This window comes from Actinoplanes sp. NBRC 103695 (genome assembly GCF_030269485.1).
In the GTDB taxonomy this organism is placed as follows: domain Bacteria; phylum Actinomycetota; class Actinomycetes; order Mycobacteriales; family Micromonosporaceae; genus Actinoplanes.
On sequence record NZ_BSTL01000004.1, the window covers coordinates 305,769 to 331,152 of the forward strand.

Annotated in this window: 23 protein-coding genes; 14 read left to right on the top strand and 9 right to left on the bottom strand. The window is 72.0% G+C overall.

Annotated elements, in window-relative coordinates:
* Positions 1 to 8 precede the first annotated feature (8 nt).
* Complete coding sequence (locus tag QSK31_RS08265; RefSeq protein ID WP_285682486.1) at positions 9 to 1,202, top strand: sensor histidine kinase; 1,194 nt, start codon at positions 9 to 11, stop codon at positions 1,200 to 1,202.
* 31 nt (positions 1,203 to 1,233) lie between these two features.
* Positions 1,234 to 1,860, top strand: a complete 627-nt coding sequence (locus tag QSK31_RS08270; RefSeq protein ID WP_285682487.1) for a response regulator transcription factor — start codon at positions 1,234 to 1,236, stop codon at positions 1,858 to 1,860.
* 122 nt (positions 1,861 to 1,982) lie between these two features.
* Here the strand turns inward: QSK31_RS08270 and QSK31_RS08275 are convergent, their stop codons facing one another.
* A complete protein-coding gene (locus QSK31_RS08275) occupies positions 1,983 to 3,617 on the bottom strand; it encodes a purine-cytosine permease family protein (protein ID WP_285682489.1) in 1,635 nt (544 codons plus the stop codon).
* Between the two features lie 156 nt (positions 3,618 to 3,773).
* Between QSK31_RS08275 and QSK31_RS08280 the strand changes: the two genes are divergently transcribed.
* Positions 3,774 to 5,165, top strand: coding sequence for a S8 family peptidase (locus QSK31_RS08280; RefSeq protein ID WP_285682491.1), 1,392 nt, complete (start codon positions 3,774 to 3,776; stop codon positions 5,163 to 5,165).
* 661 nt (positions 5,166 to 5,826) lie between these two features.
* Here QSK31_RS08280 and QSK31_RS08285 read toward each other — a convergent pair.
* A complete protein-coding gene (locus tag QSK31_RS08285) occupies positions 5,827 to 6,390 on the bottom strand; it encodes a hypothetical protein (RefSeq protein ID WP_285682492.1) in 564 nt (187 codons plus the stop codon).
* A gap of 138 nt (positions 6,391 to 6,528) precedes the next feature.
* On the opposite strand from QSK31_RS08285, the gene QSK31_RS08290 reads away from it, so the two are divergent.
* The 5 genes from QSK31_RS08290 to QSK31_RS08310 all read left to right on the top strand — a co-directional run bounded on the left by QSK31_RS08290 (position 6,529) and on the right by QSK31_RS08310 (position 11,422).
* Positions 6,529 to 6,954: a hypothetical protein gene (locus QSK31_RS08290; protein WP_285682494.1), complete on the top strand. Its 426-nt coding sequence runs from the start codon at positions 6,529 to 6,531 to the stop codon at positions 6,952 to 6,954.
* A complete protein-coding gene (locus QSK31_RS08295; RefSeq protein ID WP_285682496.1) occupies positions 6,951 to 7,457 on the top strand; it encodes a hypothetical protein in 507 nt (168 codons plus the stop codon). Before QSK31_RS08290 ends, QSK31_RS08295 begins: the two co-directional genes overlap by 4 nt.
* A gap of 242 nt (positions 7,458 to 7,699) precedes the next feature.
* The gene (locus tag QSK31_RS08300) at positions 7,700 to 8,314 is read left to right on the top strand and encodes a winged helix-turn-helix domain-containing protein (protein ID WP_285682497.1); all 615 of its coding nucleotides are present in this window, start codon (positions 7,700 to 7,702) and stop codon (positions 8,312 to 8,314) included.
* Between the two features lie 454 nt (positions 8,315 to 8,768).
* Positions 8,769 to 10,184 (top strand): FAD/NAD(P)-binding protein, encoded by a 1,416-nt coding sequence (locus QSK31_RS08305; RefSeq protein WP_285682498.1) that lies wholly within the window; start codon positions 8,769 to 8,771, stop codon positions 10,182 to 10,184.
* Positions 10,185 to 10,384: 200 nt separating this feature from the next.
* Complete coding sequence (locus tag QSK31_RS08310) at positions 10,385 to 11,422, top strand: S1 family peptidase (protein ID WP_285682499.1); 1,038 nt, start codon at positions 10,385 to 10,387, stop codon at positions 11,420 to 11,422.
* Positions 11,423 to 11,453: 31 nt separating this feature from the next.
* On the opposite strand, the gene QSK31_RS08315 is transcribed toward QSK31_RS08310, so the two are convergent.
* Complete coding sequence (locus QSK31_RS08315; RefSeq protein ID WP_285682501.1) at positions 11,454 to 11,954, bottom strand: winged helix-turn-helix transcriptional regulator; 501 nt, start codon at positions 11,952 to 11,954, stop codon at positions 11,454 to 11,456.
* A 226-nt stretch (positions 11,955 to 12,180) separates the two neighbouring features.
* Positions 12,181 to 12,957 carry a hypothetical protein gene (locus tag QSK31_RS08320; protein ID WP_285682502.1) on the bottom strand — a complete coding sequence of 259 codons (777 nt, stop codon included), beginning with the start codon at positions 12,955 to 12,957 and terminating at the stop codon, positions 12,181 to 12,183.
* A 167-nt stretch (positions 12,958 to 13,124) separates the two neighbouring features.
* On the opposite strand from QSK31_RS08320, the gene QSK31_RS08325 reads away from it, so the two are divergent.
* Complete coding sequence (locus QSK31_RS08325) at positions 13,125 to 13,847, top strand: hypothetical protein (protein ID WP_285682504.1); 723 nt, start codon at positions 13,125 to 13,127, stop codon at positions 13,845 to 13,847.
* A gap of 285 nt (positions 13,848 to 14,132) precedes the next feature.
* A complete protein-coding gene (locus QSK31_RS08330) occupies positions 14,133 to 15,059 on the top strand; it encodes a serine hydrolase (RefSeq protein ID WP_285682506.1) in 927 nt (308 codons plus the stop codon).
* Between the two features lie 18 nt (positions 15,060 to 15,077).
* Here the strand turns inward: QSK31_RS08330 and QSK31_RS08335 are convergent, their stop codons facing one another.
* Positions 15,078 to 15,656, bottom strand: coding sequence for a DedA family protein (locus QSK31_RS08335; protein WP_285682508.1), 579 nt, complete (start codon positions 15,654 to 15,656; stop codon positions 15,078 to 15,080).
* Positions 15,653 to 16,432 (bottom strand): MBL fold metallo-hydrolase, encoded by a 780-nt coding sequence (locus QSK31_RS08340; RefSeq protein WP_285682510.1) that lies wholly within the window; start codon positions 16,430 to 16,432, stop codon positions 15,653 to 15,655. The genes QSK31_RS08335 and QSK31_RS08340 overlap by 4 nt, the downstream gene beginning before the upstream one ends.
* Before the next feature lie 59 nt (positions 16,433 to 16,491).
* On the opposite strand from QSK31_RS08340, the gene QSK31_RS08345 reads away from it, so the two are divergent.
* From QSK31_RS08345 to QSK31_RS08360, 4 genes are read left to right on the top strand one after another with little or no spacing between them, the layout of a single operon-like run.
* Entirely contained in the window at positions 16,492 to 17,463 is a 972-nt protein-coding gene (locus tag QSK31_RS08345) for a diacylglycerol/lipid kinase family protein (protein WP_285682512.1), read from the top strand.
* Positions 17,460 to 18,419, top strand: coding sequence for a YihY/virulence factor BrkB family protein (locus QSK31_RS08350; protein WP_285682513.1), 960 nt, complete (start codon positions 17,460 to 17,462; stop codon positions 18,417 to 18,419). The genes QSK31_RS08345 and QSK31_RS08350 overlap by 4 nt, the downstream gene beginning before the upstream one ends.
* Before the next feature lie 30 nt (positions 18,420 to 18,449).
* Positions 18,450 to 19,865: a phosphatase PAP2 family protein gene (locus QSK31_RS08355; protein ID WP_285682515.1), complete on the top strand. Its 1,416-nt coding sequence runs from the start codon at positions 18,450 to 18,452 to the stop codon at positions 19,863 to 19,865.
* Between the two features lie 8 nt (positions 19,866 to 19,873).
* Entirely contained in the window at positions 19,874 to 20,596 is a 723-nt protein-coding gene (locus QSK31_RS08360) for an endonuclease/exonuclease/phosphatase family protein (protein WP_352244386.1), read from the top strand.
* Between the two features lie 114 nt (positions 20,597 to 20,710).
* Here QSK31_RS08360 and QSK31_RS08365 read toward each other — a convergent pair whose 3' ends face one another.
* The 3 genes from QSK31_RS08365 to QSK31_RS08375 form a co-directional block, all read right to left on the bottom strand.
* Positions 20,711 to 22,303, bottom strand: coding sequence for a GGDEF domain-containing protein (locus QSK31_RS08365; protein WP_285682518.1), 1,593 nt, complete (start codon positions 22,301 to 22,303; stop codon positions 20,711 to 20,713).
* Positions 22,304 to 22,498: 195 nt separating this feature from the next.
* Entirely contained in the window at positions 22,499 to 23,557 is a 1,059-nt protein-coding gene (locus tag QSK31_RS08370) for a glycoside hydrolase family 113 protein (protein WP_285682520.1), read from the bottom strand.
* Between the two features lie 328 nt (positions 23,558 to 23,885).
* Positions 23,886 to 25,367, bottom strand: a complete 1,482-nt coding sequence (locus QSK31_RS08375; RefSeq protein WP_285682522.1) for a tetratricopeptide repeat-containing protein — start codon at positions 25,365 to 25,367, stop codon at positions 23,886 to 23,888.
* Positions 25,368 to 25,384 lie beyond the last annotated feature (17 nt).

Genomic DNA, 25,384 nt, shown 5'->3' on the forward strand with positions numbered 1-25,384 from the left:
TGAACGCCGTGAGCTGGGTGAGCAGATTGTTCGACGCGCGGGACACGCTCGTGCGGCTGATCCTGCTCGACCTCAGCGGCCTGGGCTACCTGCTCTTCGGGGCCGGCCACGACGGCACCCCGCCCACCACGCTGCAGTGGGTGCTGGCCGTGGCCGCCTTCGCCGGGATCCTGCTGCCGCACCGGAACCCGATGATCAGCTTCGTCGCGCAGTCGGCCCTGCTGGCCGTTGCCTTCTGCCTCGTCGACGACGCCACGATCAACCTGGTCGGCTCGAGCTGGATGCTGTTCGAGGTCACCATGTGGGCCGGTCGGCTGCGGACCGTCGGCTGGTGCGCCGCGCTCCTCGTGGCGGTCCACGTCGTCGACACGATCGGCGACCCGTTCGGCCAGCTCACCAGCAACATCTTCGGACTGATCGTGGTGATCGGCGTGCCGCTGCTCGGCGGCATGGTCGTCCGGACCACCCGGGAGCTGGGCCAGCAGGCCGCGGAACGGGCCGTCGAGGAGGAACGCCGCCGCGAGTCGGAGGGCCGGGCCGCCCGCGCCGACGAGCGCACCGCGATCGCCCGCGAGCTGCACGACGTGGTCGCCCACCACGTCGCCTCGATGGTCCTGCGGGTCGGCGTGGCCCGGCATGTGCTGCCCGGGCTCGACCCGAAGGCCGCCGAGGTCTTCGACGACGTGCACCGCAGCGGGACCACGGCCCTGGCGGATCTGCGCCGGCTGGTCGCGGTGTTGCGCGACCCCAACCCCGATGGGGTACGCGATCCCGCCCTGACCGCCATCGACCCGTCGGCCCTGCCCGCCGTGCTGGACGGCGCCGTGGAGACGGCCCGCCGCGGCGGTCTCGTGGTGGAGGCGGACATCTCGGGGCCGCTCGCCTCGCTCGACGCGGTGCGCGGGCTGGCCGTGCTCCGGCTCACCCAGGAGGCTCTGACCAACGTGGCCAAACACGCGGGTGCGACCGCGCACGCCAGACTGACCGTGGCGGTCGCCCCGGACGAGGTGACCTGGGAGGTGTCCGACGACGGCGGTGCCAATCCGTCGGTTTCCGCCCCGCTCGGCAGCGGTGGCCACGGGCTGACCGGGATGCGGGAGCGGGTCGAGGTGCTCGGCGGGACGTTGGAGGCCGGGCCGTACGGCAACGGTTGGCGGGTCCGCACCGTCCTGCCGGCGGCGGTCCTCGGGGACGTCGCGTGATCCGGGTCCGGCCGGCGTCCGGGGGTGCCGCGTGATCCGGGTGCTCCTGGTCGACGATCAGCAGATGATCCGGGCCGGGTTGCGGATGCTCTGCGAGGCGCAGCCCGACGTCGAGGTGGTGGGCGAGGCCGGCGACGGACGCGAGGCGGTCACGCTGGCCTCCCGGCTGACGCCCGACGTGGTGGTGATGGACCTGCGGATGCCCGGCGTGGACGGGATCACCGCGACCGGCCGGATCCTCGCCGAGCGCCCGGCCACCCGGGTGCTGGTGCTGACCACGTTCGGCGACGACGACCACCTCTACCCGGCGCTGACCGCGGGCGCGACCGGTTTCCTGCTCAAGGACGCGCCGCCGGACGAACTGCTGGACGGCATCCGGCGGGCGGCGGCGGGGGACAGCCCGTTCAGCAACGAGGTGCTGCAGAGGCTGGTGAAACGGGCGGTGGCCGCGAGGTCCGGCGCGCCCGCGGCGGTGACCGGACTGACCGATCGCGAGCAGGACGTGCTCGACCTGATCGGGGAGGGACTGTCCAACACCGAGATCGCCGACCGGCTGCACATCGGCGTGACCACGGTGAAGACCCACGTCACCAGCCTGATGACGAAGACCGCCGCCCCCAACCGCGTCCGCCTGGCGCTGCTGGCCCGCGGGCTCTGACAAGACCCGCGGGCTCTGACAAGACCCGCGGGCTCTGACAAGAAAGGCCGGGAACCCGTGGCGGCGGGTTCCCGGCCTTGCTCACTCAACCGTAACGCGCGGGGTGGTGTCTTGTCCGCCCGTTACGCCGGCAGGACGTGATCGGCGACCTTGTCGGTGCTCAGGCAGAGCGAGCAGACGTACGCGTCGTGGGTCTTGCAGGCGGCCATGTCCGGTCGCTCGTACTCCTGGCGGCAGACGTGACAGGTGAGTTGTTCGCCGGACGGGTTGCCGTGCTCGTCGTACATCGGAAGGTCGATGCCGTCGTCGGTGCGCCGCAGGTAGTACTTCCCGCGGGTGAGCAAAGCGATGACCGGTGGCAGCACCGTGGCCAGGGCGATCGCGACCAGCGGCGAGTACGGCCGGATGCCCTCGCCGAACCCGCCGAAGAAGACCACGATCGACAGTCCGGCCGCGAGGATCATCGAGCCGAAGCCGACCGGGTTGATCGCGTAGAGCATGCCGCGCCGGAACTCCGGCTTCTTGGGCGAGATCTTCAGCAGGTACTTGTTGAACACGATGTCCGAGGCGACCACCACGACCCAGGCCATGCCGCAGTTGGCGTAGAAGCCGAGGATCGTGTTGAGGAAGTCGAACATGTTGGCTTCCATCAGGATCAGCGCGATGCCCAGGTTCACGCCGAGGAAGACCAGCCGTCCCGGGTACCGCTTGGTGACCCGGGTGAAGGAGTTGGTCCAGGCCAGCGATCCGGAGTAGGCGTTCGTCACGTTGATCTTGATCTGGCTGATCACCACCAGGATCACCGCGAGGGCCATCGCCAGCCAGGCCGGCATGATGTCCTGGTAGATCTCCAGGAACTGGTGCACCGGCTGATTCGCCACCGCCGCGCCGTCGGCGACCGACGCGATGATGTAGACGGCGAGGAACAGCCCGATGGCCTGCTTGAGCGCGCCGAAGATGACCCAGCCGGGGCCGGCCAGGATCACGGCGGTCCACCATTTGCGGGAGTTCTCCGGCGTACGCGGGGGCATGAATCTCAGGTAGTCGATCTGCTCGGCGATCTGGGCGATCAGCGAGAGACAGACGCCGGCGGCCAGCATGATCGAGCCGAAGCTGGTCCCGTCGGAGCCGCCCTGGTAGGCGAAGAACGAGTCGATCGACTCCGGGTGGCTGATCAGCAGGTACGCGAACGGCAGCACCATCAGGATCAGCCAGAGCGGCGTCGTCCACACCTGCAGCGTGGACAGCACCTTCATGCCGTAGATCACCAGCGGGAAGATGATCAACGTGGACACCGCGTAGCCCAGCCACAGCGGGATCTTCAGTCCCAGCAGCAAGCCCTGTGCCATGATCGAGCCCTCGAGCGCGAAGAAGATGAACGTGAACGTCGCGAAGATGACGTTGGTGACCACGGAGCCGTAGTAGCCGAAGCCGCTGCCCCGGGTGATCAGGTCCAGGTCCAGGTTGTACCGGGCCGAGTAGTAGGCCAGCGGGAAGCCGGTCAGGAAGATCACCACGGCGAAGACCCCGATGCCCCAGAGGGCGTTCGTGGTGCCGTACGAGATCCCGATGTTCGCCCCGATCGCGAAGTCGGCCAGGTACGCGATGCCGCCGAGCGCGGACACCGCCACCACGCCGGTCGACCACTTCCGGTAGCTGCGGGGCGCGAACCGGAGCGTGTAGTCCTCGAGGGTCTCGTGCGTGCTCGCCCTGGTATCCGGCACCACGCCGGTCGGAGGGGCTGCTTCCTGGGTCATGTCCACCACCCGGAGTCGCCGGCCCGTTGCCGGATGGCGTCAAATTAGGAGCAATCTGTTACGCATCGATGACAATCAGTGGTCGCTGCTGCTTCGCACCCCTCACACTCCGAGTCCGCACCCTGGTGGCACCCGAGGTCGCCGACCGTTGGACGGGTGACTCGTACCCCCTGGGCCGTGCTTGCCCTTCTCCCCGGACTCCTGGTCGCCCCCACGGCCGCCTCCGCCGCGACGCCCGCCCCCGAGGGCGTCGTCCTCGGCGCCGATTCCCCCGACGCCGTGCCCGGTCGCTACATCGTCACGCGGCAGGCCGGCGCCTCCGCGGACAGTGCCGGCGGCACCCCCGTGACGTACACCGCCACGATGTCGGCGGCCGCCGCCCGCCGGCTCGCGGCGCAGCCGGACGTGCGTACCGTCGAACAGGACCGCCTGGTCCGCGCCTCAGTCACCCAGAGCAACCCCACGTGGGGTCTGGACCGCATCGACCAGCGCAAGCGGACGCCCGCGTCGAAGTCCTTCACTCCGACCGCCGACGGCAGCGCGGTGCACGCCTACGTGATCGACACCGGCGTCCGGATCACGCACCGGCAGTTCGGCGGACGCGCGTCCTACGGCTACGACTTCATCGGCAACGACGCGGTCGCCGACGACTGCGCCGGCCACGGCACGCACGTCGCGGGCATCCTGGGCGGCGCCACCTACGGCGTGGCCAAGAAGGTCAGGATCGTCGCCGTCCGCGTCCTCAACTGCAAGGGCGTCGGCTACCTCTCGGACATCATCGACGGCGTCAACTGGGTCACCGCCCACGCGATCAAGCCGGCGGTCGCCACCATGAGCCTCGGCGCGACGGGCAGCTCCCCGGGCATGAACGCGGCCGTCAACCGCTCCATCGCCAGCGGCGTCACGTACGCCGTGGCGGCCGGCAACGACAACCGCAACGCCGCCGGTTACACCCCCGCGTCCGTCCCCGCCGCCATCACGGTGGGCGCGACCGCGAACGGCGACCGCCGCGCCGCGTTCTCCAACTGGGGCTCCCGCGTGGACATCTTCGCCCCCGGCTACGCCATCCGCTCGTCCTTCATCGGCAGCAACACCGCCACCCGCGTCATGAGCGGCACGTCCATGGCCACCCCGTTCGTGGCCGGCGCCGCGGCGCTCATCCTGGACGCGCACACCACCTACCGCCCTGCCGCGGTGACGGCGGCCCTGCTGCGCAACGCCACGCCCCGGGTGGTCGCCGACCCCAAGGGCGCCACGAACCGCCTTCTCTACATCCCCCGCCCGCCGGCGCCTCCGGCGTTCAAGACCAAGACCCTGCCCCCGGGTACGGTCGGAAAGGCTTACGCCGCCCGCCTGGACCTGGTGTCCGCCCGGGCCGGCGCCTGGCGCATCTCGGCCGGCGCCCTGCCCGCCGGGCTGCGCATGTCCACGATCGGCCGGATCGTGGGCACCCCGACGACGGCCGGCTCGTCCCGCGTGCAGATCACCTTCACCGACTATGTCCCCCGGGCCGGGAAGCGCACGTTCATCATCACCATCCGCCCCTGACGATTGCCGTTCCCGCCACCCCGTCCTCCCGCCTGGGAGGGCGGGGTGGTCGTGTCGGCCCGCCTGGGAGGGCGGGGTGGTCGTGTCGGCCTGCCTGGGAGGGCGGGGTGGTCGTGTCGGCGGCGATCTCCAGTGGTGGTTCGTTGGTCCTGTGGCCGCCAGGTCTGCGCTGCCTGTGGCCGCCAGGTCTGCGCCGCCCGTCGCCGCCAGGTCTGCGCCGCCTGTTGCCGGCCGGCGCTGCTCGTTCTGACGGCCCGCGCTGTCGCCGCCCGGCCGTTGTCCTGTCCACCCACCGCTTGTGGCCTTCTGCCACGGGGAGATCTCGCGATCTCGTCACGAATGTGTCAAAGATGAAGCCGGCGCCGCCACCTCCCCCACCCCGTTCACTGGGTGGGCGCAAATGTAGGAGCCGGGTACGACATTCTTCTCCGGCTGTCCCCAGCCACGGCGGACTGGCGTGAGGCGACGTCCGCGGCCGGCGGTCGCGGCATGGCCTGGACGTCGCGCCCGGCTCGCGGAGTGGGAACAGGGCTTTGAGGCGCGCGTACCTGTAAACGGTTTTGAACTTGAACGAGAAAAACGGCGGGGAAGCCACCAAGGCCTCCCCGCCGGAAAGCAACGCCGGAAAGCAACGCCGGAAAGAAGTCCGGCGCGGGTTTGGTCAGGCGCGGACGTCGAGCAGGTCGCCGCTGGACATGACCGCTCGGAGCCGGCCCAGGTCGACGCCGCGGTTCTGGAGCATCGCGATCAGGTCGGGTGCCGTCGCGGCCTGGCCGGCGACCTGCTCGGCGGGCATGTTGAGCAGGTCGCTCACGCCGTCGAGCTTGGCCGGGTCCGCGAGGCCGCCGTTGTGGCCGTGGGCGGGCGGCGAGGGAGTGCCGCGGGTGGGCGGCGGGGGAGTGCCGCGGGTGGGCGGCGGGGGAGTGCCGCGGGTGGGCGGCGGGGGAGTGCCGGTGCGCGCGGCGATGCGCTCGGCCTCCTCGGACGCGCCGGTCGGGAGGCCGGCCTTGATGGCGTCGACGAGTTCGGTACGCGTCACGCCCTGGGCCGTGGCCACGTCCTGGAGTGACTTTCCGGCGCTGAGCTCGGACCGCACGGCGTTGCTGCTGAGACCGAGAGTGTCGGCCACGGCGGCCATCGTGTCGCGTTCGGGAACGGGAGTCGCCGGGGCGACGCGGTAAGCCGCTGCCGCCGAGGCCGCGCTGAAGCTGGTGATGGACGTCATGGGTCTTCTTCCGTGAAGGGCCGGGGGTCGGCCCGTACGGCCCTGACTGTCGGCGGGCATCCGCGGGTCTTTCGGACTTTCCCCGAAGTTGTCTCCCCGGGGTTGACAGTAACCCCCGGGGTGACACATCATTTCCCCATGAGCGGTCAACCCGGGGATGACAAGAGCTGGGACGAGGTTCTGGCTCACCGGCCGCCCGACGTCCGCAGTCCGGTCCGCGAGCGCTTCGAGTCCGCCGGTGTCGCGCCGGGCCAGGTGCGGGCCGCGCTCGCGGACGGTGGCGACGCGTTGTTCGCCGCGTTGTCCGGCAGGGGCGACTGGGCCGAGCCGTTCGGCGGCGCGCTCGCGGTGGCCCTGCTGGCCGCCGAGGTGGGCGCCCTGGCCGCGCATCTCACGTCGCGCGGCTCGGCCATCCGGGCCGCCGCGGTGGAGGCGCTGCTCGACGAGTTCAGCGCCGTCACGGTCGCCGGGCGGCTGGGCGTGTCCCGGCAGAAGGTCTACGACATCGCCCGCCCGAGCAACGGTTCCTTCATCACTCGAGCTCCCTGGAGGGCAGCGGAATGAACGCCGGCATCCGTGACGAGGTCGCCCTGCCCGACCCGGCCGTGCAGTCCCTGGTCCATCCGCTCGACCTGCCCGAGGCGCGCTCGCTCTACCGCAAGGCGCGGCTCGTCGCCGCGTTCACCGGGCTTCCGGTCGCCGCGCTGGTCGCGGCCATTGTCGCGTACGCCGTCCGGCACGTGATCCCGCCGCTCGTGGTCTTCCTGGCCCTGTCCGTGTTCGGCGCCCTGGCCGTGCGGTGGTCCACCGTCCGGGCGTGGGACTACATCCCGCGCAAGCGTCAGGATCGGGAACGCCCGCCGCCGCGTGCTGCTCTTCTGGGGCGCCGTGACGATGGCCGGCGTGGCCGCGGTGGTCGGCGCCGTGAAGCTCTGGAAACGCTTCTGATCCAGCTTCGCCGTGCGCGAGGGGCCGGGCTTCCGGCCTCTCGTGTCGCGTCCGGTGCCCGAAGTCACACTATTCCCATATGGTGGACAGGCTTTGACGGGCCGTCACCGGACTGGTGACGATGGGCTCATGCAGCGGCGTGAGCGACTCACCACGCGCATTGCCATCGACCTTCTCCGGTGCGCAAGCGCCCGGTGTCCGCGCTGCCTCCGACCCTGATCGGGTCCACCTCGCGATGTTCTCGCCACGGCGCATCGCCGCGTCGTAAAACCTATCCCGCATATGGGAAATGTATTCAAAGCCCGCCGTCGCGATCCGGCGGCCGCGCGCTCCACCCCACCGCATCCACCCGGAGGACCCGATGTCCGCACCCGCCGTAGCCGAACTGATCACCAACTCCGCCCACACGCCGGTCACCCACCGGCGACCGCGACTGCGCGCCGTCCCGGACACCTCGCATCCGGCGCCGTCCACCGCCCCTCCGGCTGTTCCTCCGGCTGCTGCTCCGGCCGCTCCGTTGACCGCTCCTCTGGTCGCTCCCTTGACCGTGACCATCAGCATCGACGGCGGTGAAGTGGAGAGCCGTGACCGGCTGCTGGCCGCGTTGCGCGAGCTGGTCTCCCTGGCCGGTCCGGGCGCCGACGTCGCGCTGCGCGCACCCGCCGAGGCGCCGGCCGGCGAACCCGGGGTCATCAGCCTGGACCCGGCGCCGCGAGCCGCCTTCCGGGACGGCAAGCTGCTCGATCTGAGCCGGCTCGAATACGACCTGCTGCTCTTCTTCGCGGAGCACCCGCGCCAGGTGTTCACGCGGGCGCAGTTGCTGTCCCGGGTGTGGGGGCACGTGCACACCGGAGTGCGAACGGTGGATGTGCACATCAGCCGGCTGCGTACCAAGCTGGACGACCCTGAGTTGATCACCACGGTCTACGGGGTGGGGTACCGGCTGGCCGACTCGGCGCCGGTCCGGCTCGTCTGAGTGGCGGTCCGGCAGGCCGTTCCGCCGCGGCCTGATGGGGCCGCCGGGGTGGCCCGCATGCTCGGGCGTCGTTGCTGCGGCCGCCTTCGCCGGGGTCGGCCGGGCGGGTCGGCAGGTGGCCGGGCGGGTCGGCGGGCGGCCGGGCGGGTCGGCGGGCGGCCGGGCGGGTCGGCGGGCGGCCGGGCGGGTCGGCGGGCGGCCGGGGCGCCGACCGGCGGTCGCTGTTGATCTTGGAGCTTCGCGCGCGCACCGCCACCGCCCCCACCCCTCTGGGTGGGCGGGAAAAGTAGCAGCCACGTGTGACATTTCCCGCGCGTTATCCACAGGTGGGCGGCGGTTACCGGCAATTCGGTCGCAAGTCACCCGATATTGTGTGCGCGGTGGCGGCGTGTCCTGGACCGGCATGGCCTGCATTGCCTATCGTGTCAATAGGAATTCTGGCAAGGGGGCGCGGATGTCCGGGCGGCAGGTCGTTGCGGTGGTCGGTGGCGGCTGTGCGGGAGTGCTGGCGTCCGTCGCCGTGCTGCGCCGGACCGACGCCGACGTGGTGCTCATCGAGCCGGGCGAGCCGGGCGGCGGCGTCGCCTACGGTCCGTCCGCGCGGCCGTGGCACCTGCTCAACTCGCGCGCCGGCGCGATGAGCGCCTTCCCCGACGACCCGGGGCACTTCGTGCGCTGGGCCGGTGTGGAGCGGTGTGATTTCGTGCCGCGGCGGATCTACGGCCGCTATCTGCGCGAGGTGCTGGACTGGGCGGCCGTCGCGCACCCGGGCCGCCTGCGCTGGGTGCCGGGCCGGGTGGCCGATGTCCGCACCGATCCCGTGGTGGTGCTGGAGGACGGCCGGGAGATCCGGGCCGACGAGGTGGTTCTCGCCCTGGGCAACCCGGCGGTGTCGCATCCGGCGGGCCTTCCGGCGGCCTTCCGCGAGCACCCGTCCTATGTGGCCGACCCGTGGCGCCCGGGCGCCTTGGAGAGCTTGCCGCGCGACCGCCCGATCCTGCTCATCGGCACCGGGCTCACGGCCGTCGACGTCGCGCTGACGCTGACCTCGGAGGGGGGCGAGGCTACGGACTCCGTGCCGGCCTCGGAGGGGGGCGAGGCTACGGACTCCGTGCCGGAGAAGGTCGAGAACCCGGACGCCGGCCCGGGCGCCTTCTGGGACGGCCCGGCCTGGGACGGCCGGATCGGCGGCGTGCCCTGGAACGAGCCGGACTGGCCCGAGCCGACGGCCGACATCATCGCCTTCAGCCGCCGCGGCATGCTCCCGCTGGAGCATGTGGAGCAGCCCGCCGAGCTGGCGCCCCCCACCCTGACGGGCCGGTCCGCGCTGCGTGACCTGATCCGGGCGATCCGCGAGGCGGCCGGCACGGCGTCCGACTGGCGCGCGGTGGTCGACGGCCTGCGCCCGGACACCGACCAGCTCTGGTCCCAGTTCAGCGACCGGGACCGCGACGCCTTCCTCCGCCACCTGTCGCGCGTCTGGGAGTGTCACCGCCACCGGATGGCGCCGCCGGTGGCCGCCCGCATCGCCCAGCTTCGCGGCGAGGGCCGGTTGCGGGTCCGCGCGGGCGCCCCGCCGGCCGGCCTGGCCGTGGGGGGCATCGTCAACTGCGCAGGTCCAGGCCGTCTTCCGTACGCCGCGACCGGCCTGACCGCCACCCTGCTCCGCAAGGGCCTGGCCCGGGTGGGCCCGCACAGCCTGGGCCTCGACGTGGACCACACCGGTCGCATCCACCGCAACATCTGGGTGATCGGCCCGCTGCGCCGCGGCGTCCAGTGGGAGACGACGGCCGTCCCGGAGATCCGGTCGCAGGCGCGTGATCTGGCCGAGGACATCGCCGGCGCCGAGACCCTGTGGCCCGCCGCCTAGGTGGTAGGCATCCCGGTTGAGTAATAAGACGAACGTATGACGACCGTAAAACGCCAGCTCAGCACTGGTTTGAAGGCGGTCGATGAAACATTGTGTAAACCTTAACGAACCTTGAGCAATGCATCGATCGCGTTCAATACTGCTTGAGCACCTCCGGGAACGCCGAACCCCCGGCGTTCCCCATCCCCCTGGGAGGAAACGTGCTCAACCCGAAGCTTCGCCGACCGATCGTCGGCCTGGCCGTCGGCATTCTCGCCAGCGGTGCCTTCGCCTCCTCACCGGCGGCGGCCGCCCCGCTGAGCGCCGACGCGACGTTCGCCGCGTCGACCCTCGCCTCCACCCTGGACGCCCAGCTGGGCGACCGGGACGCCGGCTCGTTCATCCGCTCGGACGGTGAACTCGTCGTCAACGTGACCAGCGCCGCCGACGCGAAGGCCGTCACCGCGGCCGGCGCCACGCCCCGCATCGTCGAGCGCAGCGCGGCCGTCCTGGCCGCGGCGAACGACACCCTGACCGACGACCTGACCGTCACGGGCACCTCGTTCGGCGTGGACCCGATCACGAACCAGGTCGTGGTCTCGGCCGACAGCACGGTCAAGGGCGCCAAGCTGAAGCAGGTCCGGGAGCTCGTCGCCGGTCTGGGTGACTCGGCCCGCCTGGAGATCGAGTCCGGCAAGCTGACCACGCTGATCTCCGGCGGCGACGCCATCTACACCGGCGGCGGCCGCTGCTCGCTGGGCTTCAACGTGCAGTCCGGCTCCACGCAGTACTTCCTGACCGCCGGTCACTGCACCAACATCGGCTCGTCGTGGTCGGCCTCGTCGGGCGGCTCGCAGATCGGCACGCGTTCCGGCACCAGCTTCCCGGGCAACGACTACGGCATCGTGCGCTACACCAGCACGATCGCCCGCCCGGGTCAGGTCGGCTCCCAGGACATCACCAGCGCCGGCACCCCGGCGGTCGGCGCGGCGGTCACCCGTCGCGGTTCCACCACCGGCACCCACTCCGGCACGGTCAGCCAGCTGAACGCGACCGTGAACTACGCCGAGGGCCGCGTCACCGGCCTGATCCGCACCAACGTCTGCGCCGAGCCCGGCGACAGCGGCGGCTCGCTCTACCGGGGCACGGTCGCCTACGGCCTGACCTCCGGCGGCAGCGGCAACTGCTCCTCCGGCGGTACGACCTACTTCCAGCCGGTCACCGAGGCCCTCTCGGTGTACGGCGTGAGCGTCTACTGACGTACGCAGACGATTGAAGAAGGGGCCTCGCTCAGCCGGGCGGGGCCTCTTTGCGCGCCAGGTAGGCCGCGGTCAGCCCCTCGAGCACCGACGCCGTCCCGGCCGGACGCGGCACCCCGAGATGCAGTTCCCGCAGCTCGTCCATGAACGCCTCCCACATCGCCGGCCCGCCCTCCTCCAGCAGTTCGGCGCGGATGGCCAGGTCGGGCGTGACGGGCAGATGCCGCCGGCCCCAGGCGCCGAGAACCGCCATCACCGGCACGAGCTGGATGGCCGGTTCGGTGAGGCTGACGCGTACGCGTTGCTTGTGTCCCGGGTCCGGCGCCGAGGTGATCAGGCCCTGCTGGGTGAGTTTCGCCATCCGGTCGGCCAGGATGTTCGACGCGATGCCCTCCTCCGACTGCGTGAGCAGCGCGCGGAAGTGCCGCCGGTTGCCGAACATGATGTCCCGGATGATCAGCAGCGACCACTTGTCCCCGATCACCTCGAGCGACAGGTTGATCGGGCAGCCGGACCGATGTGCCTCGCTCATCGCATCCCCCAAGACCCGGCGAAAGACCGCTTGTAGTCTACAACCGGTTCTGGGGCTGCGTGCCGACGAGGGTGGTCATCCGCTCCGCCACCTCGTCCTCTGGGCGTCCAGCAGGTCACCCGCGACCCGGGAGGGCAGCGTGGTGGTCAGCCGGACCGTGTCCACGTAGCGGGCGAGCTGCTCGGTCACCGTCGTCTGCAGCGTCGTGCTCGCGGTGGATCAGGGCCTAACGCCCATTGGCCGCCTGCCCCTCGGCCCGGTCCTCACCGCGCTTGCGAAGCATCTTCAGACCGGGCAGGCCGGCGATGGCCAGGTGCAGATCCTCCGTGACCTCGAGCAGTTTGTGCAGGTCCGGGCCCACCTGGTCGAGTTTGCCGAGCAGCGGCATCACGTCGTCGACGAGGTGTCGGCGCAGCTCCGGGAAGGTGTCCACCATCGTGATGGCCGCCCGGATCTCCTCCGGCGACAACTCGTCGACGAACTGGGCGGCCAGCGGAGCCGCCTTCGCCAGCGTGGGCGAGTACGTGTGCAGCAGCGCCTCGGCCTCCCTGGTGGCGGTGGCCGCCCGGACCACGATCGCCGAGGCCGCACCCGTGGCGGCGGCCGCGTCGGTGATCACCGAGCTGGCCGCGTCGGTCGTCGCGGCGGCGCTGCCGACCACCTTGGCCGCGCCGGTGGCCACGTTGTCCGCCTCGACGACCAGCCGGCCGGCCCCGGCGGCCACGATCTCCGCCTCGGCCACCAGGCGCGCGGCGGCGGCGGTGATCGTACGGATCTCGGCGATCGCGGTCTCCGCCTCGGCCGCCGTCCGCCCGGCGCCCTCGACCATCGCCTCGGCCTTGTCGGCGATCACGCCGATCCGGCTGGCGAGCAACTCGGCCTGGCCGACCACCCCCAGCAGCCGGAACGGGACGGTGGCCAGCGTCGCCGCCGTCTCCACCACCTGCCCGGCGGTGGTGCGGAGCAGGTCGACGGCAGCGCGCGGGACATCCAACAGGGCCATGTCATTCATTGTGCCCACCGGAGGCTCATCTTCACCGCGCGTGCGCCGATTCTGGGTCCGCCGGCCCTCGGGTGGACAAAAGGTTAACGAGGAACATACGGCGGGTATACGTGCGCGGTCCCGTGGACCACGTACGGTTGTCGGGACGCACGGGAGGGGAGTGTTCAGTGGCGACGACGGGATTCTGGCAGCCCGACCCGGTGCGGTCCCTGGCCGGACAGGCCACGCAGGTCGAGCTCAAGGTGGTCGTGCCCCGGCGCGGCGGCCGCTCGCTGGGCATCGACACCGAGAGCGGGCCGTCCCGGCGCGTCTACTACCTGGACACCGAGGACCTGGCGCTCTACCGCCACGACCTGATCGTCCGCTTCCGCGACCGGCGGCGGCGGCGCCGCGACGACGCCGTGATCAAGCTGCGCCCGGTCGACCCCGGCGGCGTGCCCCGCTGGCTGCGCGCCGCCGACCGCTTCCGCATGGAGATCGACGCGCTGCCCGGCCACGCCGTCTGCTCCGGTGCGCTCAAGCGCAGGCTGCGCCGCAACGACGTGGCGAGGACGCTCCGGGCGGGCCGGCCGCTGACCGGGCTGCTGTCCGCCCCGCAACGCCGGCTCTTCGCCAAGTACGCCCCCGCCGGGGTGCGCCTGCGCGATCTCGTCGTGTACGGACCGATCGACGTCCGGTGCCTCAACGTCGAGCTGCGCGGCCTCGACCGCGGCCTGACCGTCGAGCGCTGGCGCTACCCGAACGGCTCCGACCTGCTGGAACTCTCCACGAAGTGCCCGGTCGACGAGGCCGCGGCGGTGGCTTCCCGGATGTCCAAGACCCTCCGCGCGTACGGCGTGGCCCCGGCCGACCTGCAGCGCACCAAGACCGAGATGGCCTTCGACGCCTGACCGCACCGGCCTGTGGACAACCGCGAAAAACGTCGTGGGCCACCGCTACATTGACCGCCCACCCACAGGGGCGGGGGAGGCGGCGGACGCGCGCGAGGCGCGAAATTCACACGGCGAAGGTCTCGCGCGGGCGAAGCGTGGGAACGGGCAGGTGGTGTCCACGAGCCGGTGCGTCTATCACTGGGCGTGATCGACCTGCCGCCGTGCGTCGAAAATTGAGGACAATCTCGATCTGAATGGGATCTCGGGTAACGATTCCGGGGTCGAGCGCGGCAATATGCATGGGTGCTTCGGACGAAGAGCGTGATTCTGGCCGTGGCCGCCGTCGGGATTCTGGGGGGTGGCGCGCTCGTGGCTGTCGGCATGACCCGTGACGGCGGGGGTGGCGCGGGCGGCGGACTGCCCCTCTCCGGGGTGTTCGGCGGGTCGTCGGCGCCGGACCCGAGCCCGACGCCGACCGGTCCCAGCCCGGAGGAGTTGCGCAAGATCGAGCGGGCCAAGCAGGTGAAGCAGCTGGACGCCGCGTTGAAGAAGTACGCCGGGACGGTGCCGGAGTTCTCGGTGGCGGTGCTGGACAGGAAGACCGGCGAGACCTACACCTATCGGGGCTCGGAGAGCTACGAGACCGCGAGCATCGTGAAGGTCCAGGTGCTGGCCTGCCTGCTGCTGGACGCGCAGGGCGACGACCGGGCGCTGACCGCGAGTGAGAAGGAGCGGGCCGGGCGGATGATCCGGGCCAGCGACAACGACGCGACCACCTCGTTGTTCACCCAGCTGGGCGGAGCGGGCGCGGTCAGCAGGTGCAACAAGAAGCTGGGCCTGAAGCAGACCAAGGTCAATCAGTCCTGGGGCCTGACCAAGACCACGGTCAGCGACCAGGTCAAGCTGCTCAATCAGCTGGTGAACGCGAAGGGGCCGCTGAGCGAGGCGTCCCGGGAGTACGCGAAGAGCCTGATGAGCACGGTCAACGCCGACCAGGACTGGGGTGTGCCGGCCGCGGCCGGCGACGGCGAGAACTTCACCGTGAAGAACGGCTGGCTGTCCCGCTCGACCGAGGGCGGCCGCTGGATCATCAACACGGTGGGCCGGGTGACCGGCGGCAAGACCGACGTGTCGATCGCGGTCCTGTCGCACAACAACGCCGACATGACCGGCGGCATCGCCGTGGTGGAGAAGGCCGCCAAGATGACCCGGCAGTACCTCAAGTACTAGCCGGCCGTACCTCGAGTACTAGGACGACGATGACGACGCCGAGCGGGCGCGGCGTTTCTGGATGAGGCTGATCGTCTGGGTGACGACCAGGATCAGCAGGACCGCCGCCACCACGCCCTGCCAGGGCTCGGGGAAGATCGAGCCGCCGGCCACGCCGACGCCGGCGTAGACGGTGGACCACAGCAGGCAGGCCGGCAGGTTGGCGATCACGAAGGTGTGCCACGGCAGGCCGAGGAAGGCCGCGGCCAGCAGCACGGGTACGCGTCCGCCGGGGATCAGCCTCGACACCAGCAGCACCGGCACCTGCCTCTTCTTCAGGTTCTCCTTGACCGTGGCCAGGTGCTCCTCGTCGCGCAGCCAGCGCAGCCGCCGGGCGAGCTTCTCGCCGCCGGCCCGGCACATGGCGTACATGACGAGGTCGCCGGCGTAGGCGCCCGCCGCACCGAACGCCACCACCAGGACCAGCAGCAGCGGGTTGGTGTGGAAGGCGAGCGCGCCCGCGCCGCTGACCGCCGCGCCGGTCGGCACCACGGGCACGATCGCGCCGAACGCGACCACCACGGAGAGCCAGGCCAGCGAACCCAGCTCGGAGATCACGCGTGATCTCCGGAAAACAGAAAGGTCTCGCCCTGCCGCAGCACCCGGACCTGCGCGTCGGGGGCCACCGTGGCGGCGTGCCGGGCAAAGGCCGGACCCGGCTCGCTGAACATGTGCTGCCGCACCCGCCCGAGCCCGACCGGCCAGAACGAGCCGTAGTGCACCGGCACGGCATACGCCGCCCGGACCCGCCGCAGCGCCTCCGCCGCCTGTGCGGGGTCCAGGTGCTCGTGCGCGTGCAGGGTCGGCCCCCACCCGCCGACCGGGATGAGCGCCAGGTCCAGCGGGCCGAGGTCGGACATCTCGTCGAACAGTCCGGTGTCCCCGGCGTACCAGGACCTGGAAGTGCCCTCCACGACGAAGCCGAGCGCGACCGCCCGCAGGTTGGACCACGGCCCGCGCCCGCCCGGATGGTTGGCCTTCACCGCACGGACCGTGACGTCGCCGACCTTGGTCTCCTCACCCGGCGACAGCTCGACGCAGCGATCGGCGAAGGCCCGGCCGAGGCCTTTCGCGATGAAGCCGGCCGAACCGCGGGGCACCACCAGCGTCGGCTCGCCGGGAACCATCCGTAACGACGCCAGGTGGAAGTGGTCGGCGTGCAGGTGGGAGAGCAGCACCGCGTCCGGCGCGCCGGGCAGCACCGGAGGCGGACCGGCGACCCGCCGCAGATGCGCCAGCCGGCCGGTCAGCACCGGATCGGTCAGCAGGGTCGTGCCGGCGTCCGCCAGCCACATCGTGCTGTGGCCCCACCAGGTGACACTCGTCTCGCCCACCAGCACACGGTACCCATCTCGACATGCCGTCGTGACCTCGCTCCGGCACACTGGCGCGCGTGACTGGACCCCGTTCCGCCGTGATCGTCAACCCGTCCAAAGTTGACGACATGGACCTGCTGCGCCGCATCATCACTTCCGGGCTCGAGGAGGCCGGCTGGCCCGAGCCCCGGTTCCTGGAGACGACGCCGGAGGACGCCGGTCGCGGGCAGGCCGAGGAGGCCATGGCCGACGGCGCCGAGCTGATCTTCGCCTGCGGCGGTGACGGCACGGTGATGGCGGTGGTCACGGCCCTCGCCGGTACGGATGTGGCGATGGCCGTGCTGCCCGCCGGCACCGGCAACCTGCTCGCCGCCAACCTCGGGCTGGCCGGCGACGCGGCGACCGGGGTGCAGGTGGCGATCGAGGGCGGCCGCAAGCGCATCGACGTCGGCCTGGTCGAGGACCAGTGCTTCGCGGTGATGGCGGGCATGGGCTTCGACGCCGAGATGCTCGACGCCACGTCGGAGACGGCGAAGAAGCGGATCGGATCCCTGGCGTACGTCGGTGGGGGTCTGAAGAAGTTGCTCGACAAGCCGATGCGGGTGCGGATCGTGATCGACGGCGGGCCGCCGATGCCGCGTCACCCGCGCACGGTCATCGTCGGCAACGTCGGCCGTCTGCAGGGCGGCGTGCGGCTGCTGGAGGAGGCGACCCCGGACGACGGCAAGCTGGACGTGGCGATCCTCAGCCCGAACAACCTGTGGCACTGGCTGGCGCTGGGCCTGGGTGTGCTGGTCCGGCGCAAGCGGGTTCCCCGGATGGAGACGTACCGGGCCGAGCGGGTCGAGATCCAGAGCAACCGCGCGCAGCCGCGGCAGCTGGACGGCGACCTGATCGAGCCGGGCAAGAGCATGCGGATCCAGATCAAACCCAAGGCGTTGCTGCTGTGCGTGCCGCGGCCGGCGTCCGACCCGGACCTCACGTACGACGTGAGCGCCACCCGCGAAGCCGCCAAGGGGGTGCGCGCCGCCGCCGAGGAGGGTCAGTGAGCTCGACCGAACCCGTGCCCGAGACCCGGATGATGCCCGGTGACGAGCTGTCGGCGGACGACGCTCTGGAGGCGCTCCGGCACTACGGGCGGTGGCCGCTGGTGCGGGACGCGTTCGTCCGTTTCCGGTACGGCGACGGCTTCAGCCACTCGCGTGCGCTGGCCCTGCAGCTGTGCCTGGCCATCGTGCCGTTCCTGATCGCGCTCTCCGGCTTCGCCACCGACCTGGGCGTCGACGAGGGCGGCCAGATCGTCGCGGACACCGTCGTCGCGCTCACCCCCGGCGCCTCCGAGCCGCTGGTCCGCGACCTGCTGGAGGGCAGCGAGGGCAACGAGGACCAGGGCGAGTTCGCGCTGGTCGTCGGCCTGATCACCGGCCTGGTCGCGCTGACGCAGGCGATGGCGCAGGTGGAACGTGGCGCGAACCGGATCTACGGCGTCGAACGCGACCGGCCGGCGGTGCCCAAGTACATCCGGGCCGCGATCCTGGCGGTGGTGGCCGGCATCCCGGCGCTGATCGGCTTCCTGCTGCTGGTGGCCGGGGGAGCGGCCGGCGACTCGGTGGCCCGGGAGCTCGGCTGGAGCGACGGGATGCGGACCGCCTGGGACTGGGTGCGCTGGCCGCTCAGCCTGGTGCTGATCATCGCGGCGGTGGGTGTGCTCTTCGAGCAGTCGCCGCGGCGCAAGCAGCCGGCCCTGTCCTGGCTGCTCTTCGGGGCCGGGGTGGCCACCGTGCTCTGGTGGCTGGCCAGTCTGGGCCTCGCCGGGTACGTGCGGATCAGCGACGACTTCAACGCCACGTACGGGCCGCTCACCGCGATCATGGCCCTGCTGATCTGGGCCAACCTGACCGGCATCGCCTTCTTCCTGGGGCTGGCGTTCGCCGCGCAGCTGGAGGCGCAGCGGGTGGGCGTCACCCAGCCGGCCCCGCCCGACCGGTGGCATCCCGGCGATTGACATTCTTCGCCGTCGGGTAAGGGGTCGGCCGTGTCCGACAACCGTCGCTTCGGTGTTCTGTCCCTGGCCGGCTTCCTGCTCGTGTCGGCGGTCGGCTTCGGGTTCGGCCTGCTCCTGCTGCTGGTCCGTGGCCGGTGGGCGCCGCTGACCGGCTTCGACCAGTCGGTGGCGGACGGGCTCAACGGAGTCGTTGAGCCGTTCGTCGGCGTCCTCAACGGGATCTCCCGGCTGGGCGGGCGCCCGTTCATGTTCTGGCTGGTCGTGCTGACCGTGCTGCTCCTGCTGATCCGCAGGCGTACCCATCTGGCGCTTTATCTGGTGGTCACCGGCCTGGGCGCGCTGGTTCTCGACCCGTCGCTCAAGACCCTGGTGGGCCGGGTACGCCCGATCGTCGAGGCTCCGGTCGCCAGCGCGCCCGGGAACAGCTTCCCCAGCGGCCACGCGCTCGGCTCGATAGTGGTGTACGGCGCGCTCGCCCTGGTCTTCCTGCCCGCCGTCTCGCCCCGGTGGCGCAAGCTCTTCCTCGGCGTGCTGGGCCTGGTAGTCCTGCTGATCGGCTTCACCCGGGTGGCGCTGGGCGTGCACTTCGTGTCGGACGTGCTGGGCGGCTGGCTGCTCGGCATCGCGTGGCTGGGCGTCACGGCGTACGCCTTCCGCGCGCACTCGCCCCTGCGAGCCGGTCTCGAACCGTCGGCCGCGACCGATCTCCGCCCCGCGCCCCTGACCCGCGGCGCCGCCCACCCGTGGCTGTCGGCGGCCGAGATCGTCACCGGCTGGGTACTGACGTTCGGCGTCCTCTACGTCCTCGGCCTCGGCGTGCGCGGCCTGCACGACGACGGTTTCAACCGCTGGCTGCAGACCTTCCGCACGCCGGGCCTCGACAATCTGAGCCACTTCTGGAGCAAGGCCGGCGACACCCACGCGATCACACTGGTGCTGCTGATCGCCTGCCCGCTCGCCCTGGCCCTGTGGCGTCAGTGGCGCCCGGTCGTCTTCCTGCTCCTGACGATGGCCGGAGAGCTGACCCTTTTCCTGTGTACGGCCGCAGCCGTCGGCCGCCCCCGGCCGCGCGTCGAGCAGCTGGACGGCCAGATGCCCACGTCGTCCTTCCCGTCCGGGCACATCGCCGCGACCCTGTGCGTGTGGATCGCGATCGCCATCCTCGTGATCGGCCGGGTGAAAGGCTGGTACCGCTGGCTGGCCCTGGTCCCCGCGATCGTGATGCCGGCCGGCGTGGCCCTGTCGCGCATGTACCGCGGCATGCACCACCCGACCGACGTCCTCGGCGCCATGATCCTGACCGCGTTGTGGCTGAGCCTGCTGTGCTGGGTGATCCGGCCGCTGCACGGCGCGTCGCGCGCGCGGCGCGAGGCCGTCGAGGACGAGGGCGAGCAGCCCGCCCCGGACCTCGTCGCCTCGTCGCGGAACCCGGCCGGTAACCTCTGATGCGAGTGATGACCTGGAACATTCTGGTCGGCGGCAAGAGCCGGTCGGACTCCATCCTGGATGTGATCCGGCGGGAGCGGCCCGATGTGCTCGCGTTGCAGGAGCTCAAGGGCTGGAGCGCCGCCCGGACCAGGGAGGTCGCGGCCGAACTCGGCATGCACGCCCACCTCGCGCCCTCGACGTTCGGGCAGCCGGTGGCCGTGCTGGCCCGGGAGGAGCCGACCCGGACCCGGTCGATCCGGTGGCGGCTGCATCACGCCGCGGCGGTCGCCACGATCGGTGACCTGACCGTGGTGAGCACGCATCTCAACCCCTTCTCCCCGGAGCGCCGGCGCCGGGAGGCGACCTGGCTCGCCGCGTGCTTCTTCCGTACGCGGCGGAAGGTTCTGATCGCCGGCGACCTGAACTCGCTGGACCCGGTGACCGATCACGCCGAGTCGCTGGCGCGGGTCGACGCGCGGTACCGGCGCCGCCATCTGACGCCGGCCGGGACCGTCGACACGCGGGCGATCAAGGCCCTGCTGGACGCCGGCTTCGTGGACGTCGGCCGGGGCATCGGGCCGACGGTGCCGACCGCGGGGCTGGGCGGAGCCGAGTTCGGGGCGTTCCGGCTGGACTATCTGATGGCCAGCCCGCCCCTCGCCCGGCTCACCCGTTACGTCTCGGTGCTCCGCGACGAGGCCACCGACCACGCGTCGGACCACTACCCCGTGGTGGCCTCGTTCGGGTGACCCGTCAGACGAACGTGAACAGGCGCCGCGTGACCAGGCGGTTCAGGCGCTCGTGCCACTCCTGCCAGTCCTTCTCACCCTTGGCCATGAGCCTGATTCGACCACACCGATCCCTCAGCGGATGTCGGCCACCACGCGGTCGCGGCCGGAGCGCTTCGCGGCGTAGAGGTTGCGGTCGGCCTGGGACAGCAGGGCGCTCGGGGTGCTGCGGCCCTCCGTCGCCGCGGTAACCCCGATGCTGGTGGTCACCGGCAGCGACCCGGTCACCGCCGCCCAGGAGTGCGCCCGGATCCGCAGCCGCAACGCCTCGCAGCGCCGCGCCGCCTCGGCCAGGTCGGCGCCCGGCATGATCAGCAGGAACTCCTCGCCGCCCATCCGTGCCGCGATCGCCGGTCCGGTGGCCGCCTCGGTCAGCATCTGCGCCACCTGCACCAGCACCGTGTCGCCGGTGCTGTGCGAGAGCGTGTCGTTGACCCGCTTGAAGTGGTCCAGGTCCACGATGGCCAGCGCCAGCGGCGTACGCCGGACGGTCGCGTCACCGATCAGGTCGGGCAGCCGCTCGTTGACGAACCGGCGGTTGTAGAGGCCGGTCAGCGCGTCCCGATGCGCCATCTCCCGGAAGTGGTCGCTGGACCGGCGCGCCTCGGTGGCCTCGAAGACGGCCTGCAGCGCCCGCGCCCGGGCCTCCCGCTGCGCCGAGTGCAACGCGGTCGACTCGGCGTGGAAGGCGCGATGCTCCACGAACGCCTCGCGGTAGCGCCCGGTGTCCGCGTACAGCAGCGCCTGCTCCTCACGCACCTGAGCGCGCACCGCGTGCAGCCCGCGCTCGTCACACATTCGCAGCGCCGCGTCCAGCGCTTCCTGGGTCGCGTCGTGCCGGCCCGCCGCGCGCCGCGCCTCGGCCAGCGTGAGCAGGCACATGGCGAACGCGTCGCCCTCGTTGCCCAGCACCGCGGTCTGGCCGGCCTCGAGCACCGCACGCAGCGTCGCCTCGACCGCGTCGTATCGGCCGGACATCATCTCGACCCGGGCGATCGTGTCCAGCTCGTTGGCGCTGAACGGGGCGCCGCTGCTGGCCTGCACGTCGCGCATGTGCTCGATGAGCGCCCGCGCGGCCGGTTCGTCCCCCGTCTCGGACGCGGTGTAGGCCATGTTGTTGAGGATGTACAGGGCGAGCTCGTGGTCGCCGACCGCCGTGGCCACCCGCAACGCCTCCCGGAAGCGCCGCTCCGCCTCCTCGGCGCTGCCGGTCTCGTCCAGCGCGGTCGCCAGCGACAGCAGATGCCGGGCCCGCACCACCGGCGCGACGTCGTCGGTGAGGTGCCCGACGCACTGCACGGCGTGCGTCAGCGCGGTCGCCGAGTCGCCCACCTGCCGATAGAAGATGGCCAGCTCCCGGTGCGTCCGGGCGAGCAGGTACGGGCTGCCCTCCCGCTCCGCCCAGGCGAGCACCTGATGCGCGGCGCGGCCACCCTCCTCGGAGCGCCCCTCGCGCAGCAGCACGCCGGCGGTCAGCAGCCGGGCCCGGTTGATCAGTTCGTCGTCGCCGATCCGCTCGGCCCGGCGCTCGGCCACGGCGGCCGGCTCCGGCAGCGTCCGGAACCGCGACATCGGCCGGCCTTCGAGCTCCACCACGAGCGCGGCGATGCCCGCGCGCTCGTCCTGCTCGACGACGACGCCGGACGCCGGTGCCGCCTCCGTGGTCACTGGGCCTCTGCTTTCCCCGCTGCCGATCCGTGTCTGCCCACGATGCTCGCGCCCGGGGTGACACGCCGGTGCCGGCGGGGAGCAAACAGGTTGCGGTGCCCCTTTGCTCTGCTTACCTATACGCACCACTGGTCGCGCGACAGCTGGTCGGGTGCCCCTTTGCTCTGCTTACGTATACGCATCACCGCGTGGCGGTCAGGCCTCGGCGAATCTGCGGGACAGGGCGTGGAACGCGAGCTTCGGCTCCCAGCGCCAGCCCGCGGCCGGGTCCGAGTCGTCCGCCCAGATCGTCTTCACGATGCTGTAGCTCGCCAGGTCCAGGTCGAAGCGGGGGTCGGGGCGGTGCGGTGCGTCGGGCGTGACGAAGTCGTAGACGGTGGCCGTGTGCAGGCCCATCGCGGCGAAGCGGTCGAACTGGCGCACCACGTGGCGCGCCTGCGTGCGTTCGCTGCGGACCAGGCCGCCGACGATCTCGGGCGGCTCCTTCGTGTAGTCGACGACGTCCCAGCCGAGGCCGCCGTCGGCCTCCGCGCCCTCGTAGGTGCAGCAGCCGAACTCGGTGACCGCGACCGGCTTGCCGAGGCGGGTCAGCGACGCCAGGTCACGCTCCGGCCGGTCGCCGTAGTAGTTGGCGCTGACCAGGTCGAACAGTGACCAGTCGACCTCCTCGTCGTACGCGGCGCCGTAGGTCAGCGGGCCGTGGAACACCGACCGGCCGGCCCGGGCGGCGCGTGCGGTGAACGCGGCCAGCCGCCGCTTCATGTGCACCGGGTCGAAGTTGCCGGCGAGCAGGTTGCGCACGCGCTCCACCGCGTCGGCGCCGGGCACGATCCCGGGTACGAACAGCACGAACTCGCAGCCGACACTCAGCACGACCCGAGCACCGTGGCGGCGCAGCCGTTCGGCGGCACGGCCCGTCTCGGCCAGGTGGTCGATGATGTCCGCGGGCGGCACGTCGCCGAGCCGCGGCTGGAGCCAGACGCGCAGACCGTGCCCGGCGGCCTCGGCCGTGGTGGCGGCGAGCCGCTCGGGGCCGGTGCCGTAGACCGCGATCGTGTCGGCGTGCAGATCACGGGCGATGGCCCGCACGTCGGCGCGCATCCGGACGCCCGGGAAGTCGCTCACGGCGTAGCAGACGCCACGATGGATCGGCCGGCGCCGGCGCGACGCCGAGGCGGGCGCCGCGCCGAGCCAGGGTGCGGCCGCCACGGCGCCGGCGGCCGCCAGGAATTGTGCTCGGGAGAGGGAGGTCATGTGCCTGAGTCTCGGTGGCGACGGCCGTCCCCGGCGACGGCCATCGGTCGACGACCCGCCGACCATCGTCGTGACCCCCTAGCCCCAGGTAGCGGGCCCGGCCGCCATCGAGCCCCCGACGTGCAGGCCGTACCGGTCGTGGTGCCTCCCGGCCGGGCGACTCCGTCGCCGCCTTGCTCCAGCCGTAGTAGGAGTCGGGGCGGGCCGGCACGTCGTCGGGCAGCCCGCCGGGGCCGGCGTCGGAGCGGTCGTAGTGACCGGCGGCGTGGTTGCTGGAGGCGAGCACGACGCGGGGCACGCCGGTGCCCGGGCGGGGATGGTCCGACTGTCAGCGGTCGGTGCAGATGGGCGCCGTGCTCGCCACTTTGTCGGACGAATAGACGACGGCCACCGAGAAGCAGTAGTCGAGGCGGTCGTTCAGGCCGTACGCGATGTAGTCGGAACTGCCCGCGGGCATCTGCTGGAAGACCTTGCGTTCCTGGCCGGCGCGGCCCCCGGAGATGAGCAGCGGACCGTCCGCGCCCTTCGGGTAGACCCAGGAGATCACCACGGCGTCGCGGTTGTCGCGCAGCTTCAGCTCGGTGGGCGCGCCGTCGCTGCCGCCCTCGCCGGACGGGCTCGGCGTGACGCTGGGAGCAGCGGCGGGTGCGCTGGTCACGGTGGTCGGTGCGGCCGCGGGCGGTGGCGGGTCGCCGCGGGGGAGGGTCGCCGCCACGACGGCCGCGGCCACCCCGACCCCGGCCACGAGGACGGCGGCCAGGATGAAGGGCTGCCGGGAGCTGCCGGGTTCCGCTTTGTCCGTGCGTACGGGCAGACGACGGTCCAGATCGCCGACCGGAGCGCTGCCGACCGGTACGCGGCGGCCTGCCTCGGTGTACTCGGGGATCCGGGGCCCCGGCATCGGCAGGGGAGTGTCCGCCCGCGCGTGCCGTCCGGTCAGGTCGCCCGGCGCCTGGTGCACCTCGCTCAGATAGAGCGGCTGCTGGTAGAGCGACCCCTTCGGGTCGGTGCTGCGGTTGTCCGGCTCCGGCATGGGCGGTGGTTCCGGTGGGCTGTCCGGACGGTACGTGGTCTGCTCGGCTGTCGCGTCCGGTCCGTCCGACGGGGCGACCCGGCCGCACACGTGCTTGCCGCTGGGGGGTGCGCCGGCCAGCCGGTCGACCTGCTGCACCAGCGGATGGCCGGCGGGCAGATTGCGCGCGCACAGCTCCTGCGCCATCGCCAGGTGCTCCTGGGCCTCGACGCGCAGGCCGCACTCGCGTTCCATCACGGCCAGCCGGGCCAGCATCTTGATCCCGGCGGGCGGGGAGTCGCCGTACGCGTCGCGGTGCCGGGTCCAGGCGTCCTGGAGCCGGTCACGGGCCACCGTGCACTGTCCGGAATGGTGCTCGGCCGTGGCCAGGTCCGCCTCGGCGGCCAGCACTCGCGGCGAGTCGTCCTGGTCCACCGCCTGCAGCGCGGCCAGCAGGTCACGGTAGACCTGCGCCGCGCGGCCGTGGTGCCCGATCCGGGCCAGCACGGCGGCGTGGGTGGCGGCGGCCGCGATGGCCCGCTCGTCCCGGGCGCCGTGCAGACGATCCTCGGCGGCGTGCGCGAAGCCGGCCCACATCTTCGCGGCGTGCGGGTCGCCGAGCGCGATCAGCACCCGGGCGTGCAGGGCGGCGGCGGTGGCGAGGTCGGGGGAGGCGCGGCGCGGGTCGGTGTCCGACTGGTCCAGCGCCACGTCGAGGACGTCGCGGGCCGCTTCCAGATCACCCGCGGAGGTCAAGCTCTGCGCGCGGGCGGTCAGTTCAGCGAGCGGCGGTGCCACGTGCCCATAGTGCTGGT

What these genes read in the sequence shown, in the direction of transcription:
- QSK31_RS08290 (WP_285682494.1), top strand. Translation starts at nt 6,529, where the DNA reads ATGAGCGGTCAACCCGGGGATGACAAGAGCTGGGACGAGGTTCTGGCT.
- QSK31_RS08360 (WP_352244386.1), top strand. Translation starts at nt 19,874, where the DNA reads ATGACCTGGAACATTCTGGTCGGCGGCAAGAGCCGGTCGGACTCCATC.
- QSK31_RS08275 (WP_285682489.1), bottom strand. Translation starts at nt 3,617, where the DNA reads ATGACCCAGGAAGCAGCCCCTCCGACCGGCGTGGTGCCGGATACCAGG.
- QSK31_RS08285 (WP_285682492.1), bottom strand. Translation starts at nt 6,390, where the DNA reads ATGACGTCCATCACCAGCTTCAGCGCGGCCTCGGCGGCAGCGGCTTAC.
- QSK31_RS08305 (WP_285682498.1), top strand. Translation starts at nt 8,769, where the DNA reads ATGTCCGGGCGGCAGGTCGTTGCGGTGGTCGGTGGCGGCTGTGCGGGA.
- QSK31_RS08295 (WP_285682496.1), top strand. Translation starts at nt 6,951, where the DNA reads ATGAACGCCGGCATCCGTGACGAGGTCGCCCTGCCCGACCCGGCCGTG.
- QSK31_RS08320 (WP_285682502.1), bottom strand. Translation starts at nt 12,957, where the DNA reads ATGGCCCTGTTGGATGTCCCGCGCGCTGCCGTCGACCTGCTCCGCACC.
- QSK31_RS08315 (WP_285682501.1), bottom strand. Translation starts at nt 11,954, where the DNA reads ATGAGCGAGGCACATCGGTCCGGCTGCCCGATCAACCTGTCGCTCGAG.
- QSK31_RS08300 (WP_285682497.1), top strand. Translation starts at nt 7,700, where the DNA reads ATGTCCGCACCCGCCGTAGCCGAACTGATCACCAACTCCGCCCACACG.
- QSK31_RS08370 (WP_285682520.1), bottom strand. Translation starts at nt 23,557, where the DNA reads ATGACCTCCCTCTCCCGAGCACAATTCCTGGCGGCCGCCGGCGCCGTG.